The organism is Burkholderia sp. USMB20, from assembly GCF_000949135.2.
Classification (GTDB): Bacteria; Pseudomonadota; Gammaproteobacteria; order Burkholderiales; family Burkholderiaceae; genus Burkholderia.
On the sequence record NZ_JTAN02000012.1, the window covers coordinates 302,812 to 320,591 of the forward strand.

Sequence of the window (17,780 nt, forward strand, 5' to 3'; positions counted from 1 at the left end):
GGCGCGTGATCCGCCCGCCAGGAGCTCGAGCCGTTTGCCCACCTTTGGAGAGAGTCATGGGACAGTACGCCGCGCCGCTGCGCGACATGCAATTCGTGTTGCACGAGCTTCTGAATGTCGAGGCCGAGGTCAAGCAAATGCCGCGGCATGCGGACCTCGACGCCGACACGATCAACCAGGTCCTCGAGGAGGCGGGCAAGTTCTGCTCCGAGGTACTGTTCCCGCTGAACCAGGTCGGCGACCGCGAAGGCTGCACGTATGAAGGCGACGGCGTCGTGAAGACCCCGACCGGCTTCAAGGAAGCGTATCGGCAGTACGTCGAGGCCGGCTGGCCGGCGCTCGGCTGCGATCCGGACTACGGCGGCCAGGGCCTGCCCGCGTTCGTGAACAACGCGCTCTACGAAATGCTGAACTCGGCGAACCAGGCATGGACGATGTATCCGGGCCTGTCGCACGGCGCGTACGAGTGCCTGCACGCGCACGGCGCGCCGGAGCTCCAGAAACAGTATCTGCCGAAGCTCGTGTCGGGCGAATGGACGGGCACGATGTGCCTGACCGAGCCGCACTGCGGCACCGACCTCGGCATCCTGCGCACCAAGGCCGAACCGAACGGCGACGGCTCGTACTCGATCAGCGGCACGAAGATCTTCATCTCGAGCGGCGAGCACGACATGTCGAAGAACATCGTCCACCTCGTGCTCGCGCGCCTGCCGGACGCGCCGCAAGGCACGAAGGGGATCTCGCTGTTCATCGTGCCGAAGTTCATTCCGGACGCCGCGGGCGAGCCGGGCGAGCGCAACGGCATCAAGTGCGGCTCGATCGAACACAAGATGGGCATCCACGGCAACTCGACGTGCGTGATGAACCTCGACAACGCGAAGGGCTGGATGGTCGGCGAGCCGAACAAGGGCTTGAACGCGATGTTCGTGATGATGAACGCCGCGCGTCTGGGCGTCGGCATGCAGGGCCTGGGCCTCACGGAAGTCGCGTACCAGAACTCGCTGACGTACGCGAAGGAACGCCTGCAGATGCGCTCGCTGACGGGCCCGAAGGCACCGGACAAGCCGGCCGATCCGATCATCGTGCACCCGGACGTGCGCCGCATGCTGCTCACGCAGAAGGCCTACGCGGAAGGCGCGCGCGCGTTCACGTACTGGTCCGCGCTGCAGATCGACAAGGAGCTGTCGCACGGTGACGAAGCGGTGCGCAAGGAAGCGGCCGACCTCGTCGCGCTGCTCACGCCGATCATCAAGGCGTTCCTGACCGACAACGCGTTCGAGTCGACCAACCACGCGATGCAGATCTACGGCGGCCACGGCTTCATCTCCGAGTGGGGCATGGAACAGTACGTGCGCGACGCGCGGATCAACATGATCTACGAAGGCACGAACTCGATCCAGTCGCTCGACCTGCTGGGCCGCAAGGTGCTCGGCGACATGGGCGCGAAGCTGAAGAAGTTCGGCAAGCTCGTCACCGAATTCGCGGAAGCCGAAGGCGTGAAGCCGGAGATGGCCGAGTTCATCAACCCGCTCGCCGACATCGGCGACAAGGTGCAGAAGCTGACGATGGAAATCGGCATGAAGGCGATGCAGAACCCGGACGAAGTCGGCGCCGCCGCCGTGCCGTACCTGCGCACCGTCGGCCACCTGGTGTTCTCGTACTTCTGGGCGCGCATGGCGCGTCTCGCGCTCGACAAGGAAGCGTCGGGCGACCCGTTCTACAAGTCGAAGCTCGCGACGGCCCGCTTCTATTTCGCGCGTCTGCTGCCCGAAACGGCCGCGACGATCCGCGCCGCGCGCGCCGGTTCGAAGACGCTGATGGAAGTCGACGAATCGCTGTTCTGACGCGAGTCCGGGCGGTGCGCGCCGCGCGCCGCCCGAACCCAACGGTTCCTGGTACTCACTTCGCCGTGCAGCCCTCACAACCCGCGCTGCACGACACTATCCGGAGACATCCCGTGAGCAATTTCCTGATTCGCAAGGTCGCCGTGCTGGGCGCCGGCGTGATGGGCGCGCAGATCGCCGCGCACCTCGTCAACGCGCGCGTGCCGGTGCTGCTGTTCGACCTGCCGGCCAAGGAAGGCCCGAAAAACGCGATCGCGCTGAAGGCGATCGAGAACCTGAAGAAGCTGTCGCCCGCGCCGTTCGGCGTGAAGGACGACGCGAAATACCTCGAAGCCGCGAACTACGAGGACGACATCGCGAAGCTCGCCGAGTGCGACGTCGTGATCGAGGCGATCGCCGAGCGGATGGACTGGAAGCACGACCTGTACAAGAAGGTCGCGCCGCACATCGCGCCGAACGCGATTTTCGCGACCAACACGTCGGGCCTGTCGATCACCAAGCTGTCCGAAGGATTCTCGGACGAGCTGAAGTCGCGCTTCTGCGGCGTGCACTTCTTCAACCCGCCGCGCTACATGCACCTCGTCGAGCTGATCCCGACCGCGCATACGCGTCCGGAGATCCTCGACCAGCTCGAAACCTTCCTGACGAGCATCGTCGGCAAGGGCGTCGTGCGCGCGAAGGACACGCCGAACTTCATCGCGAACCGCGTCGGCATCTTCTCGATCCTCGCGGTGATCACCGAGGCCGCGAAGTTCGGCCTGCGTTTCGACGAAGTCGACGACCTGACGGGCAGCCGCCTCGGCCGCGCGAAGTCGGCGACGTTCCGCACCGCGGACGTGGTCGGCCTCGACACGATGGCGCACGTGATCAAGACGATGCAGGACAACCTCGCCGACGATCCGTTCTTCCCGGTCTACCAGACGCCTGCCGTGCTCGCCGAACTGGTGAAGCAGGGCGCGCTCGGCCAGAAGACGGGCGGCGGGTTCTACAAGAAGGAAGGCAAGGCGATCAAGGTGCTCGACGCGAAGACGGGCACCTACGTGGATTCGGGCGCGAAGGCGGACGAAACCGTCGGCCGCATCCTGAAGCGCCCGCCGGCGGAACGCCTGAAGCTGCTGCGCGAGACGGACCATCCGCATGCGCAGTTCCTGTGGTCGATCTTCCGCGACGTGTTCCACTACATCGGCGTGCATCTCGAGTCGATCGCCGACAACGCGCGCGACGTCGACCTCGCGATCCGCTGGGGCTTCGGCTGGAACGAAGGCCCGTTCGAAGGCTGGCAGGCCGCCGGCTGGAAGCAGGTCGCCGAGTGGGTGCAGGAAGACATCGCGGCCGGCAAGGCGCTCGCGAACGTGCCGCTGCCGTCGTGGGTGCTCGAAGGCGCGGTTGCGGAGAAGGGCGGCGTGCACACGGCCGAAGGCTCGTGGGCGCCGGCGTCGAAGCGCTTCGTGCCGCGCTCGGACCTGGCCGTCTACGGCAAGCAGGTGTTCCGCGCGCCGCTCGTCGGCGAAGCCGGCGCCGATCCGAAGACGTACGGCAAGACGCTGTTCGAAACCGACGCGGTGCGCGCATGGGTCGACGATCGTGCCGGTGAAGACGACGTCGTGATCGTGTCGTTCAAGTCGAAGATGAACACGATCGGACCGAGCGTGATCGACGGCCTCGTGCAGGCGATCGAACTCGCGGAGAAGGATTACAAGGGCGTGGTGATCTGGCAGCCGACGTCGCTGAAGCTCGGCACGCCGGGCGGCCCGTTCTCGGCCGGCGCGAACCTCGAAGAGGCGATGCCCGCGTTCATGATGGGCGGCGCGAAGGGCATCGAGCCGTTCGTGAAGAAGTTCCAGGAAGGCATGCTGCGCGTGAAGTACGCGAACGTGCCGGTCGTCGCGGCCGTATCGGGCATCGCGCTCGGCGGCGGCTGCGAGCTGATGCTGCACAGCGCGAAGCGCGTCGTGCACGTCGAGAGCTACATCGGTCTCGTCGAAGTGGGCGTCGGCCTCGTGCCCGCGGGCGGCGGCCTGAAGGAAGCGGCGCTGCGCGCGGCGGAGGCGGCCACGGCCGCGAACGCGACCACCGACATCCTGAAGTTCGTCACGAAGTCGTTCGAGAACGCGGCGATGGCGAAGGTGTCGTCGTCGGCGCACGATGCGCGTGCGATGGGCTACCTGAAGCCGTCCGACACGATCGTCTTCAACGTGTTCGAACTGCTCGACACCGCGAAGAAGGAAGCGCGTGCGCTGGCCGCCGTCGGCTACCGCGCGCCGCTGCGCGCGAAGGACGTGCCGGTCGCAGGCCGCTCGGCGATCGCGACGATCAAGGCATCGCTCGTCAACATGCGTGACGGCCGCTTCATCAGCGACCACGACTACCTGATCGCGAGCCGCATCGCCGAAGCCGTGTGCGGCGGCGACGTCGAAGCCGGCAGCCTCGTCGACGAAGAGTGGCTGCTCGCGCTCGAGCGCCGCGCGTTCGTCGAGCTGCTCGGCACGCAGAAGACGCAGGAACGGATCATGGGCATGTTGCAGACCGGCAAGCCGGTGCGTAACTGAGCGAGCAGACGACAAGGAGTCTGAAATGAGCAAACAACTGCAAGACGCATACATCGTCGCCGCCAGCCGCACCCCGATCGGCAAGGCCCCGCGCGGTGTCTTCAAGAACACGCGCCCCGACGAGCTGCTGGTTCACGCGATCAAGTCGGCAGTCGCGCAGGTGCCCGGCCTCGACACGAAAGTGATCGAGGACGCGATCATCGGCTGCGCGATCCCGGAAGCCGAGCAGGGCCTGAACGTCGCCCGCATGGGCGCGCTGCTCGCCGGCCTGCCGCAGACGGTCGGCGGCGTGACGGTCAACCGCTTCTGCGCGTCGGGCATCACGGCGCTGGCGATGGCGGCGGACCGCATCCGCGTCGGCGAATCGGACGCGATCTTCGCGGGTGGCTGCGAATCGATGAGCATGGTGCCGATGATGGGCAACAAGCCGTCGATGTCGCCGCATATCTTCGATCGCAGCGAGGATTTCGGCATTGCGTACGGGATGGGCCTGACCGCCGAGCGCGTCGCCGAGCAGTGGAAGGTGAGCCGCGAAGACCAGGACGCGTTCTCGGTCGAATCGCACCGCAAGGCGCTCGCCGCGCAGCAGGCCGGCGAGTTCGGCGACGAAATCGCCGCGTACACGATCACCGAGCGTTTCCCGAACCTTGCGACCGGTGAAATCGACGTGAAGACGCGCGAGATCAAGCTGGACGAAGGTCCGCGCGCGGATACGACGCTCGAAGGCCTCGCGAAGCTGCGCACGGTGTTCGCGAACAAGGGCTCGGTCACGGCCGGCAACAGCTCGCAGACGTCGGACGGCGCGGGCGCGCTGCTGGTCGTGTCGGAGAAGGTGCTCAAGGAATTCAACCTGACGCCGCTCGCGCGCTTCGTGAGCTTCGCGGTGCGCGGCGTGCCGCCGGAAATCATGGGCATCGGGCCGAAGGAAGCGATTCCGGCCGCGCTGAAGGCTGCCGGCCTGAAGCAGGACGATCTCGACTGGATCGAGCTGAACGAGGCATTCGCCGCGCAGTCGCTGGCGGTGATCCGCGATCTCGGCCTCGACCCGTCGAAGGTCAACCCGGTCGGCGGCGCGATCGCGCTCGGCCACCCACTCGGCGCGACCGGCGCGATCCGCGCGGCGACCGTCGTGCACGGCCTGCGCCGCCGCAACCTGAAGTACGGGATGGTCACGATGTGCGTCGGCACCGGCATGGGTGCGGCGGGCATCATCGAACGCCTGTAAGCGGAGCGGGACAGTAGCGATCACGGTGCGCGAGCCACGAGCTTGCGCACCGTTTTTCATTCCGGAAGAGGAAAGTCAAAGGAGACGGTTGTGGCCGAAATTCAAGTGGAACGCGCCGACGGCGTGCTGACGATCACGATTGCGCGCCCGGCGAAGAAGAACGCGCTGACGGCGGCGATGTACCAGACGATGGCCGATGCGCTCGCCGACGCGCAGGAAGACAAGGCGATCCGCGTGATCCTGCTGCGCGGCAGCGACGGCAACTTCAGCGCGGGGAACGATCTCGAGGATTTCCTGAAGACGCCGCCGAAGGACGAGAACGCGTCGGTGTTCCAGTTCCTCGCGCGGATCAGCGGCGCGACCAAGCCGATCGTGGCCGCGGTGCCGGGCGTCGCGGTCGGCGTCGGCGTGACGATGCTGCTGCACTGCGATCTCGTCTACGCGGCCGACACCGCGACGTTCTCGCTGCCGTTCGCGCAGCTCGGGCTGTGCCCGGAAGCCGCATCGAGCGTGCTGCTGCCGCGGCTGGCCGGCCATCAGGTCGCTGCTGAAAAGCTGCTGCTCGGCGAAGCGTTCGACGCGCTGGAAGCGCATCGCATCGGCATCGTCAATCGCGTGCTGCCGGCCGCCGAACTCGACGCATTCGCGGCGAAGCAGGCCGCGAAGCTCGCGGCGCTGCCGGCGTCGTCGCTGCGCGTGACGAAGGCGCTGCTGAAGGAGACGGGCGGGGTGGCCGTGGCCGCGCGGATGAGCGAGGAAGCCGGCCATTTCTCCGCGATGCTGCGCGCGCCGGAAGCGCGCGAGGCGATGACGGCGTTCTTCGAGAAGCGCAAGCCGGATTTCCGTCAGTTCGACTGATACGGGGCGCAGGCGCTTCGTCGCGCCGGACGCCTTGGCCGTCCGGTGCGGCAACGCTTGCGTCCGCGCGCTGCTCGTCGCTCGTCGCGTGGCGTGCGTTTGGCCCTCGTGGCCGACGCATCAAGCGGCGGGTCGGCTCGATTCTGAATCACCATGCGTTCTCGTGGTGTTCCTCGTTCCCGCATCCGCTGCAGTTCCGCCGCCGAGACCGCCTCGCAATTCGCGCCGGCGCCCTCATGTTGCGGCGCAGCGCCGTCATGCTTTCCGTCCCGTTAGTGCCTGCTATTCGCGACGCTTGAGAGAAGGCCCGGTGACCGTTTTGCCGCAGGCCATCGCCAGCCGCAGCCCCAGCCCAGCCTCAGCCCAGCCTCAGCCCAGCCTCAGCCCAGCCTCAGCCTAGCCCAGCCCAGCCCAGCCCAGCCCAGCCCAGCCCAGCCTAGCCTAGCCTAGCCTAGCCCCAGCGCCCACCCCCTCAGGGCAGTTCCGACTCACCTCGGCAAACCTTGTCCCCCGTCAAGTTGCACTGCGGCAATTTTCCGTACAGTTCGCGCACAGGTCGCCGCGGCCGGATGCGTCGCGCGATGGCGGCGTGCGGCCAGCGGTTCTTCTCAACGACAATCAGGCGAACGAACAATGATCGGACGAATCACCGGCGGGGCGCGTGCGGCGCCCGTCATCGGGCTGCTGGCTGGACTCGCCGGATGCAGCGACCTTCACGTGCTCGATCCGAAGGGCGCGGTGGGCGTCGCGGAAAAATCGCTGATCGCGACAGCGACGTGGGCAATGCTGATCGTCGTCATTCCGGTGATCCTGCTCACGCTGTGGTTCGCATGGCGCTACCGCGCATCGAACCGCAACGCCGCCTACGCGCCGAACTGGTCGCACTCGACCGCGATCGAGGTCGTGATCTGGACGGTGCCGACGCTGATCATCCTGTTCCTCGGCGTGCTCACGTGGCGGACGACGCACGAGCTCGACCCGTACAAGCCGATCGAATCGTCGGTCAAGCCGATCAATGTCGAGGTCGTCGCGCTCGACTGGAAGTGGCTGTTCATCTATCCGGAACTCGGCATCGCGTCGGTGAACCAGCTCGCGATTCCGGTCGGCACGCGATGCCGGGGCTGATCTGGAACATGATGATGTCGATGTCGGGCGGCTGGTTCTTCGTCGTCGCGTCGGAGGCGATCACCGTCGGCAACCAGACCATCACGCTGCCGGGCATCGGCGCGTATCTCGCGCAGGCGATCTCGGACAAGAACCTTGGCGCGATCGGCTGGGTGATCCTGACGATGACGGTCGTGATCCTCGCGTACGACCAGTTCCTGTTCCGCCCGCTGATCGCATGGGCCGACAAGTTCCGGATGGAGAACACCGCATCGGGCGATGCGCCGCAATCCTGGCTGCTCGACCTCGTGCGCCGCACGCGCCTGATTCACCAGCTGCTCGTGCCGGCCGGCTGGTTCTTCGCGAAGGCGGCGCGGATTCCGCTGCGCCTGCCGCTGTCGGGCGCAATGCGCTTCTCGCTGCCGAAGGTCGAGAAGAAGGCATCGCGCACGGTCGACATCGCATGGGCGGCGCTCTTGCTGCTCGGCACGGCCTATATCGTGTGGCGCGTCGTCAGCTTCGTGTCGACCGGCGTGACGATGGGGGAGGTCGGGCACGTTGTCGCGCTCGGGCTCATCACGCTGCTGCGCGTGGTCGTGCTGATCTCGATCGCGTCGGTGATCTGGGTGCCGATCGGCGTGTGGGTCGGGCTGCGCCCGAAGCTGGCCGAGAAGCTGCAGCCGCTCGCGCAGTTCCTTGCCGCGTTCCCGGCGAACCTGCTGTTCCCGGTGTTCGTGATCGTGATCGCGCGCTTCCACCTGAACCCCGACATCTGGCTGTCGCCGCTGATCGTGCTCGGCACGCAGTGGTATATCCTGTTCAACGTGATCGCGGGCGCCACGTCCTATCCGAACGACTATCGCGAAGCCGCGACGAACTTCCGGATCCGCGGCTGGCAGTGGTGGCGCCAGGCGATCCTGCCCGGCATCTTCCCGTACTACGTGACCGGCGCGATCACCGCATCCGGCGGCGCGTGGAACGCGAGCATCGTGTCGGAAGCGGTGCAGTGGGGCTCGACCAAGATCGAGGCGCACGGCCTCGGCGCGTATATCGCGCAGACCACCGCCGCCGGCGACTTTCCGAAGATCATCCTGGGCATCGCCGTGATGTCCCTGTTCGTCACCCTGTTCAACCGCCTGCTGTGGCGCCCGCTGTATGCCTTCGCCGAAGCGAAGCTGCGGCTCGACTGAGACCGATTGAGAGCGAAACGCGATGCACAATCCGAATGCTGTAAACGCCCCCGTCCAGACGTCCCAGCCGCCGCGCCTCGGTGAGGAAATCCTGCGCGTCGATCACGTCTGCCGCGGCTTCAACAAGACGCAGGGCGAGTTGCTGGTGCTCGACGACGCGAACCTGTCGCTGCGCGAGGGCGAGATCGTCGGGCTGCTCGGCCGTTCGGGCTCGGGCAAGTCGACGCTGCTGCGGATCATCGCCGGGCTGATCGAGCCGACCGGCGGTGACGTGACCTATCTCGGCAAGCCGCTGCGCGGCCCGGCCGAAGGCGTCGCGATGGTGTTCCAGACCTTCGCGCTGTTTCCGTGGCTGACCGTGCTGCAGAACGTGGAGCGACTGGAAGTGGCTGTTCATCTATCCGGAACTCGGCATCGCGTCGGTGAACCAGCTCGCGATTCCGGTCGGCACGCCGGTGAATTTCCGCATCACGTCCGACTCGGTGATGAACTCGTTCTTCATCCCGCAGCTTGGCAGCCAGGTCTATGCGATGGCCGGCATGCAGACGCGCCTGCACCTGATCGCCGACGAGGCGGGCGACTACGCAGGCGTGTCCGCCAACTACAGCGGCCGCGGCTTCTCCGACATGAAGTTCCGCACGCTCGCCGAGCCGCGCGAACAGTTCGACGCGTGGGTGCGGAAGGTGAAGGCGTCGTCCGACCGGCTCGACATGACCGCGTACGGCACGGTCGCGCAGCCGGGCGAGAAGGCGCCCGTGCGCTATTTCTCGTCGGTCGACCCGAAGCTGTTCCACAACATCATCGCGAAATACAACAACGGCCACGTCCTCGACCCGAAGGACGCCGCCTGCACGACGAAGGGGTAACGCATGTTCGGAAAACTGACTCTTTCGGCGATCCCGTTCGATCAGCCCATCATCATGGGGGCGAGCGCCTTCATGGGGCTCGTCGTGCTGGGCATCGTCGCCGCGCTGACGGTCGCGGGCCGGTGGAAATGGCTGTGGAGCGAATGGCTGACGTCCGTCGATCACAAGAAGATCGGCGTGATGTACCTGGTCGTCGCGGTGCTGATGCTGCTGCGCGGCTTCGCGGACGCCGTGATGATGCGCGTGCAGCTCGCGCTCGCGTACAACGGCCCCGGCTACCTGCCGCCGCATCACTACGACCAGGTCTTCACCGCGCACGGCGTGATCATGATCTTCTTCATGGCGATGGCGCTGCTGGTCGCGTTCTTCAACCTGATCGTGCCGCTGCAGATCGGCGCGCGCGACGTCGCGTTCCCGTTCCTGAACTCGCTCTCCTTCTGGATGACGGCGGTCGCCGCGATCCTGATGAACGTTTCGCTCGTGATCGGCGAATTCGCGCAGACGGGCTGGCTCGCGTATCCGCCGCTGTCGGAGCTGCAGTTCAGCCCGGGCGTCGGGGTCGACTACTACCTGTGGGCGCTGCAGATCTCGGGCGTCGGGACGCTGATCACGTCGATCAACTTCTTCGTGACGATCATCAAGATGCGCGCGCCGGGCATGACGCTGATGAAGATGCCGGTGTTCACGTGGACCGCGCTCTGCTCGAACGTGCTGATCATGGCGACGTTCCCGATCCTGACCGTCGCGCTCGCGCTGCTCGGCCTCGATCGCTATCTCGACATGCATTTCTTCACCAACGAAGCCGGCGGCAACGCGATGCTGTACCTGAACCTGATCTGGGCGTGGGGGCATCCGGAGGTATACATCCTCGTGCTGCCCGCGTTCGGCATCTATTCGGAAGTCATCGCGACGTTCGCGAAGAAGCCGCTGTTCGGCTACCGGACGATGGTCTATGCATCGTGCGTGATCATGGTGCTCGCGTTCCTCGTGTGGCTGCATCACTTCTTCACGATGGGCTCGGGGGCCGACGTCAACGCGTTTTTCGGGATCATGACGATGGTCATCGCGATCCCGACCGGCGTGAAGATCTTCAACTGGCTGTTCACGATGTATCGCGGCCGCATCGAATTCACGGCGCCGGTGCTGTGGACGATCGGTTTCATGGTCACGTTCACGCTCGGTGGGATGACCGGCGTGATGATGGCGATTCCGGGCGCGGATTTCGTGCTGCACAACAGCCTGTTCCTGATCGCGCATTTCCACAACGCGATCATCGGCGGCGTCGTGTTCGGCTACTTCGCGGGCGTTCACTACTGGTTCCCGAAGGTGTTCGGCTTCCGGCTCGACGAGAAGTTCGGCAAGCGCGCGTTCTGGTGCTGGTTCCTCGGCTTCTACGCGTCGTTCGTGCCGCTGTACGTGCTCGGCTTCATGGGCATGACGCGCCGCCTGAACCACTACGACAACCCGGCATGGCATCCGTGGCTGGTCGCCGCCGCGTGCGGCGTCGCGCTGATCGCGATCGGCGTGCTGTGCCAGGTCGCATCGGTGTGGGTCGGCTGGCGCAATCGCAACCAGCCGCAGTATCGCGACGCGACGGGCGACCCGTGGAACGGCCGCACGCTCGAATGGGCGACGTCGTCGCCGCCCGCCGTCTACAACTTCGCGGTGCTCCCGAACGTGCACGAACTCGACGAGCTCGCGTATCGCAAGGCGAAGGGCCTCGGACTCGGCCTCGGCAAGAACGTCAGGTACGAGGACATCCACATGCCGTCGAACACGAGCGCGGGTTTCTTCGTCGGGATCTTCAGCCTGCTGCTCGGTTTCGCGCTCGTCTGGCACATCTGGTGGCTCGCGATCGCCGCGCTCGTCGGCATCGTCGCGACGGTGGTGCTGTACAGCGCACAGGACAACGACGGCTATTACATTCCGGCGGATACCGTCCGCAAGATCGAGGAACAACGCGCGGGCGTGCGGATCGGCACGCTGGCGCCGGAAGTCGAACTGGAGGCGAACTGATGTCGTATCAATCTCTCGCGGGCGCCGCCCGTCATCCGGGCGCGCACCACCATCCGCCGTCGCATTCGGTGTTCGGCTTCTGGCTGTACCTGATGACCGACTGCGTGATCTTCGCGTCGCTGTTCGCGACGTTCGCGGTGCTCGGCAACCAGTTCGCCGGCGGTCCGACCGCGAAGGACCTGTTCGACATTCCGGGTGTCGCGCTCGAGACGGCGGCGCTGCTGCTGTCGAGCATCACGTACGGGTTCGCGATGCTCGGCGCGCAGCGCCGCCGGCGCGGCACGGTGTTCGTGTGGCTCGCGGTGACGTTCGTGCTGGGCGCCGCGTTCCTCACGATGGAACTGCGGGAGTTCTCGCACCTGATCGCCCAGGGCGCGGGCCCGCAGCGCAGCGCATTCCTGTCGGCGTTCTTCGCGCTCGTCGGCACGCACGGGCTGCACGTGGCGGTCGGCCTCTTGTGGATGGTCGTGCTCGTCGTGCAGATCGCCCGCGGCCCCGGCATGACGGAGCGCGACTTCCGGCGCCTCACCTGCCTGAGCCTCTTCTGGCATTTCCTCGACATCGTCTGGATCTGCGTGTTCTCCTTCGTCTATCTCGCGAGCGTGCTCTAAATGGCCCATTCGGAACTCATCCACCACGATGAAGCGCACGGCACGGCCGGCGGCTACCTCGTCGGTTTCGTGCTGTCGGTGCTGCTGACGGCCGCGTCGTTCGGCCTCGTGATGGGCGGCATGCTGGCGCCGAAGGCGGCGATCATCGCGCTCGCGGGGCTCGCATTCGTGCAGATCGTCGTGCATCTCGTCTGCTTCCTGCACATGAACGCGTCGTCCAGCCAGCGCTGGAACGTGATGGCGTTCAGCTATACGGTGCTGACCGCGCTGATCCTGATCGTCGGGACGCTGTGGGTGATGCACAACGTCAGCATGAACATGATGTCGCGATAACCGGCCCGGGGCGCGGTCCGTCCCGTCCCGCTGCGCCGTGCGTGCCGCACGGCTCCTTTTCTTTCGGGCGTGCGAATCGCATGCCTTTCTGCATCATGGTCAACAACGATTCCCAGACACCGGTTCGCGCCGACGAGCCGATCCCGCACCGCAAGGTCATCCGCGCATGGCTCGTGCCGTTCGCCACGCGCGAGATCGTGCGCCCGATCCTGCTGCTCGTGCTCGACTACCTGTTGCTGTTCGCGGCGTTCGCCGGCGCGCTGCTGATTCCGTCGACGGTCGGCAAGATCGCCTGCGGGATGGCCGCCGGGTTCATCACCGGGCGACTGTTCATCATCGGGCACGACGCGTGCCATCAGAGCCTGACGCCCGACCGCCGGCTGAACCGCTGGCTCGGCCGCATCGCCTTCCTGCCGTCGCTGACGCCTTACAGCCTGTGGGAAGTCGGGCACAACGTCGTGCATCACGGCTATACGAACCTGAAGGGCTTCGATTTCGTGTGGGCGCCGCATACGCCGGCGGAATTCGCCGCACTGTCGCCGGCGCGGCGGTGGCTGGATCGCGTCTACCGGAGCGGATGGGCGCCGGGCCTCTACTATCTCGTCGAAATCTGGTGGCTGCGGATGTATTTCCCGACCCGGGGCTATATCGGTGCGTCGCGGCCGGTGTTCCGGCGCGACTGCCTGCTGGTGACGGGCTTCGCGGCCGTGTGGATCGCCGCCGTCGTCGGGGTGGCGATCGAGACGCAGCAATCCGTCGCGCTGCTGCTCGCGACCGGCGTGCTCGTGCCGTTCCTGTTCTGGTGCTCGATGATCGGCTTCGTCGTGTATGTCCACCATACCGACCCGCGCATCGCATGGCACGCGAACCGCGCCGAATGGTCGAATGCCGCACCGTTCGTGTCGACCACGCTGCACCTGACGTTTCCGTTCGGTATCGGCGGCCTGCTGCACCACATCATGGAGCACACGGCGCATCACGTCGACATGAGCGTGCCGCTGTACCGGCTCAAGCCGGCGCAGGCGAAGCTCGAGGACATGCTGCCCGGGCGGATCGTCGTGCAGCGCTTCGGCTGGCGCTGGTACTTCGACACGGCCCGCCGCTGCAAGCTCTATGACACCGACCGCAAGCTCTGGACCGACTATCGCGGAAACGTGACGAGCGAGGCGGCACCCGAGGTGCGCGCGCCGGCCGCGGCGGGCGCGCGGCAGGGGGCGGTTCCCGAAGCCGCGGGCAACGCGCCCGCCGCGACCGCTCAGGCGGTGCCGTAATCGACGTGGCCGGTTTCGCGGCAGAAGCTGACGAGCCGCAGGCCGGCCGCCTTCGCGATCTCGATCGCGAGCGACGACGGCGCGGAGATCGTCGCGACCATCGGAATGCCGACCCGCGCCGACTTGCGCACGAGCTCGTAGCTCGCGCGGCTCGACAGGAACACGAAACCGTCGGTCGCGTCGGCGCGCGCCAGCACGAGCGCGCCGATCAGCTTGTCGAGCGCGTTGTGGCGGCCGACGTCCTCGAACGCCATCCGGATCGCGCCTGTTGCGTCGCACCACGCGGCCGCATGCAGGCCGCCGGTGAGCTGCGTGAGCGCCTGGTGCGCCGGCAGCCCGTGGGCCGCGCGCGCGAGCGCGTCGGGCGCGAGGCGCGCGAGAAAACCGGTGTCGGGTACGCGTTCGGGCGCGAGGTCGAGCAGGTCGATGCTTTCGATGCCGCACACGCCGCAGCCGGTACGCCCCGCGAGCGCGCGGCGCCGGTCCTTCAGCGCGGCGAACGCCTGCTGGACGACTTCCAGATGCACCTCCGCGTGCGGCAGCGGCGCGTCGGCGTGCAGGATCACGTCGATGTCCTTGATGTCGCTGCCGCGCTCGACGATCCCTTCCGAGATCGCGAAGCCGACCGCGAACGCCTCGAGGTCGCGCGGCGTGCACATCATCACCGCGTGCGAGATGCCGTTGAAGACTAGCGCGACCGGCCATTCCTGGCCGACGTAGTCGTGCGCGGTCTCGACGGCGCCGCCGCGCGTGCGGCGCACGGACAGCTCGATCGCGCCGCGCGGCTCTTCTGTTTCGGTCGGATTCACGAGCACTCCCGTTGATTCGAGGCAGGGGCGGCGGCGATCGGGTCCGCCGCTCGCGCGCAGAGGTTCTAAAATACCTCAGGCAGGCCGGCCGCGCCGGCATCCGCCACTCAGGTAACGACCATGGGACTCAGCGACGCTCCGCTGCTATTCAATTTCGAACACGATTCGTCGGAAAACCTCACGTACATCCCGATGATCGTGCGTTTCAATCTCGACCGTTTCGGTCTGCGGATTTCGCTGGAGCAGTGGCAACTGCTGCCGCTCGAGGACCGCAAGCTGCTCGCGCGCTTTCCGGCCGACGACGACACCGCGATCGAGCCCAATTTCGATCACGCGCTGTTCGAAATGCTGCGCACGCATGCCGACCTCGAACCGTCGTGGTTTCAGCCGGACGAGCAGCCGAGCTGGCGCGCGACCGACTCGGTGCCGGACGCGCTCGTGCAGCAGAGCGCGCTGGCCGGGCTGCCGGCGCCCGCGCTCGCGCAGTGGCAGCGGCTCGCGCCGTTCCAGCGCTACGTGCTGGTGAAGCTGTCGCGCAAGCCGAAGCTCAATCACGACTTCGTGCCCGCGATGCGGGAGTTCGGGCTGACGGCCACGCACTGACGGGCCGCATGCGGCGCCGCCGCGCGGCGCGCATGCGTCGTTACAGCGGCGGCAGCTGGCGCGGCTTGCGGTCGGGGCCGGTCGCGACGTAGGTGAGCGTCGCTTCGGTGACCTTCACGATTTCGCCCATCAGGCGCATGCGCTGCGCGTACACCTCGACGTCGACCGTGATCGACGTGTTGCCGGTGCGCATGATGGTCGCGTAGAAGCTCAGCAGGTCGCCGACGAACACCGGCTGCTTGAATACGAACGAATTGACCGCGACCGTCGCGACGCGGCCGTTCGCGCGCTGGCTCGCGGGGATCGAGCCGGCGATGTCGACCTGCGACATGATCCAGCCGCCGAACACGTCGCCGTGGACGTTCGCGTCGTGCGGTTGCGGGACGACGCGCAGCGCGGGCTGCTTTTGCGGGAGTTCGAGGGTCGAATCGGTCATGGCGGGGGCTTTCATCCTGTAATAAATGCGCCGCCGCGCGCAGGCCGGCCGGCGAGGGCGCCGGCAGCGGCGCGTAGCGGCTTCTGCGACAATACAACGTTCGCAAATTGTACGAGAAAGCGGGCGAGTCGGCCGCCGTGGCACGCGTCCGGCACCGCCGCCGATCCTGATCCCCATGCGCCGATATTCCGCTTCCGGCGAGCCCGCGCCGGCTCCGACCGGGCCCCGCAACGACTGGCAGACCATCCGGTCGCTGCTGCCGTACCTCGCTACCTACAAATGGCGCGTCGCGCTCGCGCTCGGCTGCCTGATCGGCGCGAAGGTCGCGAACCTCGGCGTGCCGGTCGTGATGAAGCGCATCGTCGATCACCTGTCCGCCGTGCAGCAGCTCACCGCGCTCGGCCGCGCGGAGCAGTCGGCCGGCATCGTGCTCGCGGGCGGCGTCGGTTTGCTGGTCATCGCCTATGCGCTCGTGCGGCTGTCGACGTCGCTGTTCACCGAGCTGCGCGAGATCCTGTTCTCGAAGGTCACCGAGAGCGCGGTGCGCCAGCTCGCGCTGCAGGTGTTCCGGCATCTGCACGGGCTGTCGCTGCGCTTCCATCTCGAACGCCAGACGGGCGGCATGTCACGCGACATCGAGCGCGGCACGCGCGGCATCCAGCAACTGATTTCCTATTCGCTGTACAGCATCCTGCCGACGCTCGTCGAGGTCGGGCTCGTGCTCGGCTTCTTCGTGGTCAAGTACGAGGCGTACTACGCGTACGTGACGTTCGCGGCGCTGGTCACGTACATCGTGTTCACCGTGAAGGTCACCAACTGGCGCACGCACTTTCGCCGCACGATGAACGAGCTCGATTCGCGCGCGAACTCGCGGGCGATCGATTCGCTGATCAACTACGAGACGGTGAAGTACTTCGGCAACGAGGAGTGGGAGGCGCAGCGCTACGACGAGAACCTGAAGCGTTATCGCAAGGCGGCGATCCGTTCGCAGAACTCGCTGTCGGTGCTGAACTTCGGCCAGCAGGCGATCATCGGCACCGGGCTCGTGTTCATCCTGTGGCGCGCGACGCAGGGCGTGCTGGCCGGCAAGCTGACGCTCGGCGATCTCGTGCTGATCAACACGTTCATGCTGCAGCTCTACATTCCGCTGAATTTTCTCGGCGTCGTGTATCGCGAACTGAAGCAGAGCCTCACCGACATGGACCGGATGTTCGGGTTGCTGTCGGCGGCGAAGGAAGTCGCGGATGCGCCCGACGCGCGGCCGCTTGCGGTGGCCGGCGCGCAGGTGCGCTTCGAGCACGTGAACTTCTCGTACGAAGCGTCGCGGCAGATCCTGCACGACGTGACGTTTACGATCGACGCGGGCACGACGACCGCGGTGGTCGGCCACAGCGGGTCCGGCAAGTCGACGCTGTCGCGCCTGCTGTTCCGCTTCTACGATCTCGACCGGCAGGCGGGCGGCGCGATCCGGATCGACGGCCAGGACATTCGCGATGTCACGCAGGACTCGCTGCGCGCGTCGATCGGGATCGTGCCGCAGGACACCGTGCTGTTCAACGACTCGATCTACTACAACATCGCGTACGGCCGGCCGACCGCGAGCCGCGACGAAGTGATCGCGGCCGCGCGCGCCGCGCACATCCACGACTTCATCGAGACCTTGCCGAAGGGCTATGACACGCCGGTTGGCGAGCGCGGGCTGAAACTGTCGGGCGGCGAGAAGCAGCGCGTCGCGATCGCGCGCACGCTGCTGAAGGATCCGCCGGTGCTGCTGTTCGACGAGGCGACGTCGGCGCTCGATTCGCGCTCGGAGCGCGCGATCCAGCACGAGCTCGACCAGATCGCGCGGCATCGCACGACGCTCGTGATCGCGCACCGGCTGTCGACGGTCGTGCACGCGCAGCAGATTCTCGTGATGGATCACGGGCGGATCGTCGAGCGCGGCACGCACGACGAACTCGTGCGCGCGGACGGGCTGTATGCGCAGATGTGGGCGCTGCAGCAGCAGCGCGCGGCGGCGGGCGGGGAAGCAGCCGAGGCCGCGTGAGCGTGGCTGCCGCGCCGG

At 66.7% G+C, this 17,780-nt stretch carries 12 protein-coding genes and 4 pseudogenes; 14 read left to right on the forward strand and 2 right to left on the reverse strand.

The window, feature by feature from the left end; translation table 11 throughout:
* Positions 1-56 precede the first annotated feature (56 nt).
* The 12 genes and pseudogenes from PL79_RS14585 to PL79_RS14640 all read left to right on the forward strand — a co-directional run bounded on the left by PL79_RS14585 (position 57) and on the right by PL79_RS14640 (position 13,867).
* A complete protein-coding gene (locus tag PL79_RS14585) occupies positions 57-1,844 on the forward strand; it encodes an acyl-CoA dehydrogenase C-terminal domain-containing protein (RefSeq protein WP_044846830.1) in 1,788 nt (595 codons plus the stop codon).
* A gap of 113 nt (positions 1,845-1,957) precedes the next feature.
* Positions 1,958-4,393, forward strand: coding sequence for a 3-hydroxyacyl-CoA dehydrogenase/enoyl-CoA hydratase family protein (locus tag PL79_RS14590; RefSeq protein WP_044846829.1), 2,436 nt, complete (start codon positions 1,958-1,960; stop codon positions 4,391-4,393).
* A 25-nt stretch (positions 4,394-4,418) separates the two neighbouring features.
* Positions 4,419-5,618: an acetyl-CoA C-acyltransferase gene (locus PL79_RS14595; protein WP_044846828.1), complete on the forward strand. Its 1,200-nt coding sequence runs from the start codon at positions 4,419-4,421 to the stop codon at positions 5,616-5,618.
* Positions 5,619-5,708: 90 nt separating this feature from the next.
* A complete protein-coding gene (locus PL79_RS14600; protein WP_044846827.1) occupies positions 5,709-6,476 on the forward strand; it encodes an enoyl-CoA hydratase in 768 nt (255 codons plus the stop codon).
* 633 nt (positions 6,477-7,109) lie between these two features.
* Positions 7,110-7,586: pseudogene (locus tag PL79_RS14605) on the forward strand (cytochrome ubiquinol oxidase subunit II); the annotation flags it as partial.
* Positions 7,586-8,770 (forward strand): annotated as a pseudogene (locus PL79_RS14610) (ABC transporter permease); the annotation flags it as partial. The pseudogenes PL79_RS14605 and PL79_RS14610, both read left to right, overlap by 1 nt.
* 22 nt (positions 8,771-8,792) lie before the next feature.
* Positions 8,793-9,116 (forward strand): annotated as a pseudogene (locus PL79_RS37165) (ATP-binding cassette domain-containing protein); the annotation flags it as partial.
* 31 nt (positions 9,117-9,147) lie between these two features.
* A pseudogene (locus PL79_RS14620) lies at positions 9,148-9,636 on the forward strand (COX aromatic rich motif-containing protein); the annotation flags it as partial.
* 3 nt (positions 9,637-9,639) lie between these two features.
* Positions 9,640-11,652, forward strand: coding sequence for a cytochrome o ubiquinol oxidase subunit I (gene cyoB / locus PL79_RS14625; RefSeq protein ID WP_044846825.1), 2,013 nt, complete (start codon positions 9,640-9,642; stop codon positions 11,650-11,652).
* Positions 11,652-12,263, forward strand: a complete 612-nt coding sequence (gene cyoC, locus PL79_RS14630) for a cytochrome o ubiquinol oxidase subunit III (protein WP_044846824.1) — start codon at positions 11,652-11,654, stop codon at positions 12,261-12,263. The genes cyoB and cyoC overlap by 1 nt, the downstream gene beginning before the upstream one ends.
* Positions 12,264-12,596, forward strand: a complete 333-nt coding sequence (gene cyoD, locus PL79_RS14635) for a cytochrome o ubiquinol oxidase subunit IV (protein ID WP_044846823.1) — start codon at positions 12,264-12,266, stop codon at positions 12,594-12,596.
* A 95-nt stretch (positions 12,597-12,691) separates the two neighbouring features.
* A complete protein-coding gene (locus PL79_RS14640; RefSeq protein ID WP_044846822.1) occupies positions 12,692-13,867 on the forward strand; it encodes a fatty acid desaturase in 1,176 nt (391 codons plus the stop codon).
* Here the strand turns inward: PL79_RS14640 and fdhD are convergent.
* Positions 13,852-14,682 carry a formate dehydrogenase accessory sulfurtransferase FdhD gene (gene fdhD / locus PL79_RS14645; protein WP_135801060.1) on the reverse strand — a complete coding sequence of 277 codons (831 nt, stop codon included), beginning with the start codon at positions 14,680-14,682 and terminating at the stop codon, positions 13,852-13,854. The genes PL79_RS14640 and fdhD overlap by 16 nt on opposite strands.
* 114 nt (positions 14,683-14,796) lie before the next feature.
* Here fdhD and PL79_RS14650 point away from each other — a divergent pair, with 114 nt between their 5' ends.
* Entirely contained in the window at positions 14,797-15,279 is a 483-nt protein-coding gene (locus PL79_RS14650; protein WP_044846821.1) for a nitrate reductase associated protein, read from the forward strand.
* Between the two features lie 40 nt (positions 15,280-15,319).
* Here PL79_RS14650 and PL79_RS14655 read toward each other — a convergent pair whose 3' ends face one another.
* Positions 15,320-15,715 (reverse strand): acyl-CoA thioesterase, encoded by a 396-nt coding sequence (locus PL79_RS14655; RefSeq protein ID WP_027789162.1) that lies wholly within the window; start codon positions 15,713-15,715, stop codon positions 15,320-15,322.
* A 175-nt stretch (positions 15,716-15,890) separates the two neighbouring features.
* Here PL79_RS14655 and PL79_RS14665 point away from each other — a divergent pair, with 175 nt between their 5' ends.
* Positions 15,891-17,762, forward strand: a complete 1,872-nt coding sequence (locus PL79_RS14665) for an ABCB family ABC transporter ATP-binding protein/permease (RefSeq protein WP_044846820.1) — start codon at positions 15,891-15,893, stop codon at positions 17,760-17,762.
* The last annotated feature ends 18 nt before the right edge of the window (positions 17,763-17,780 follow it).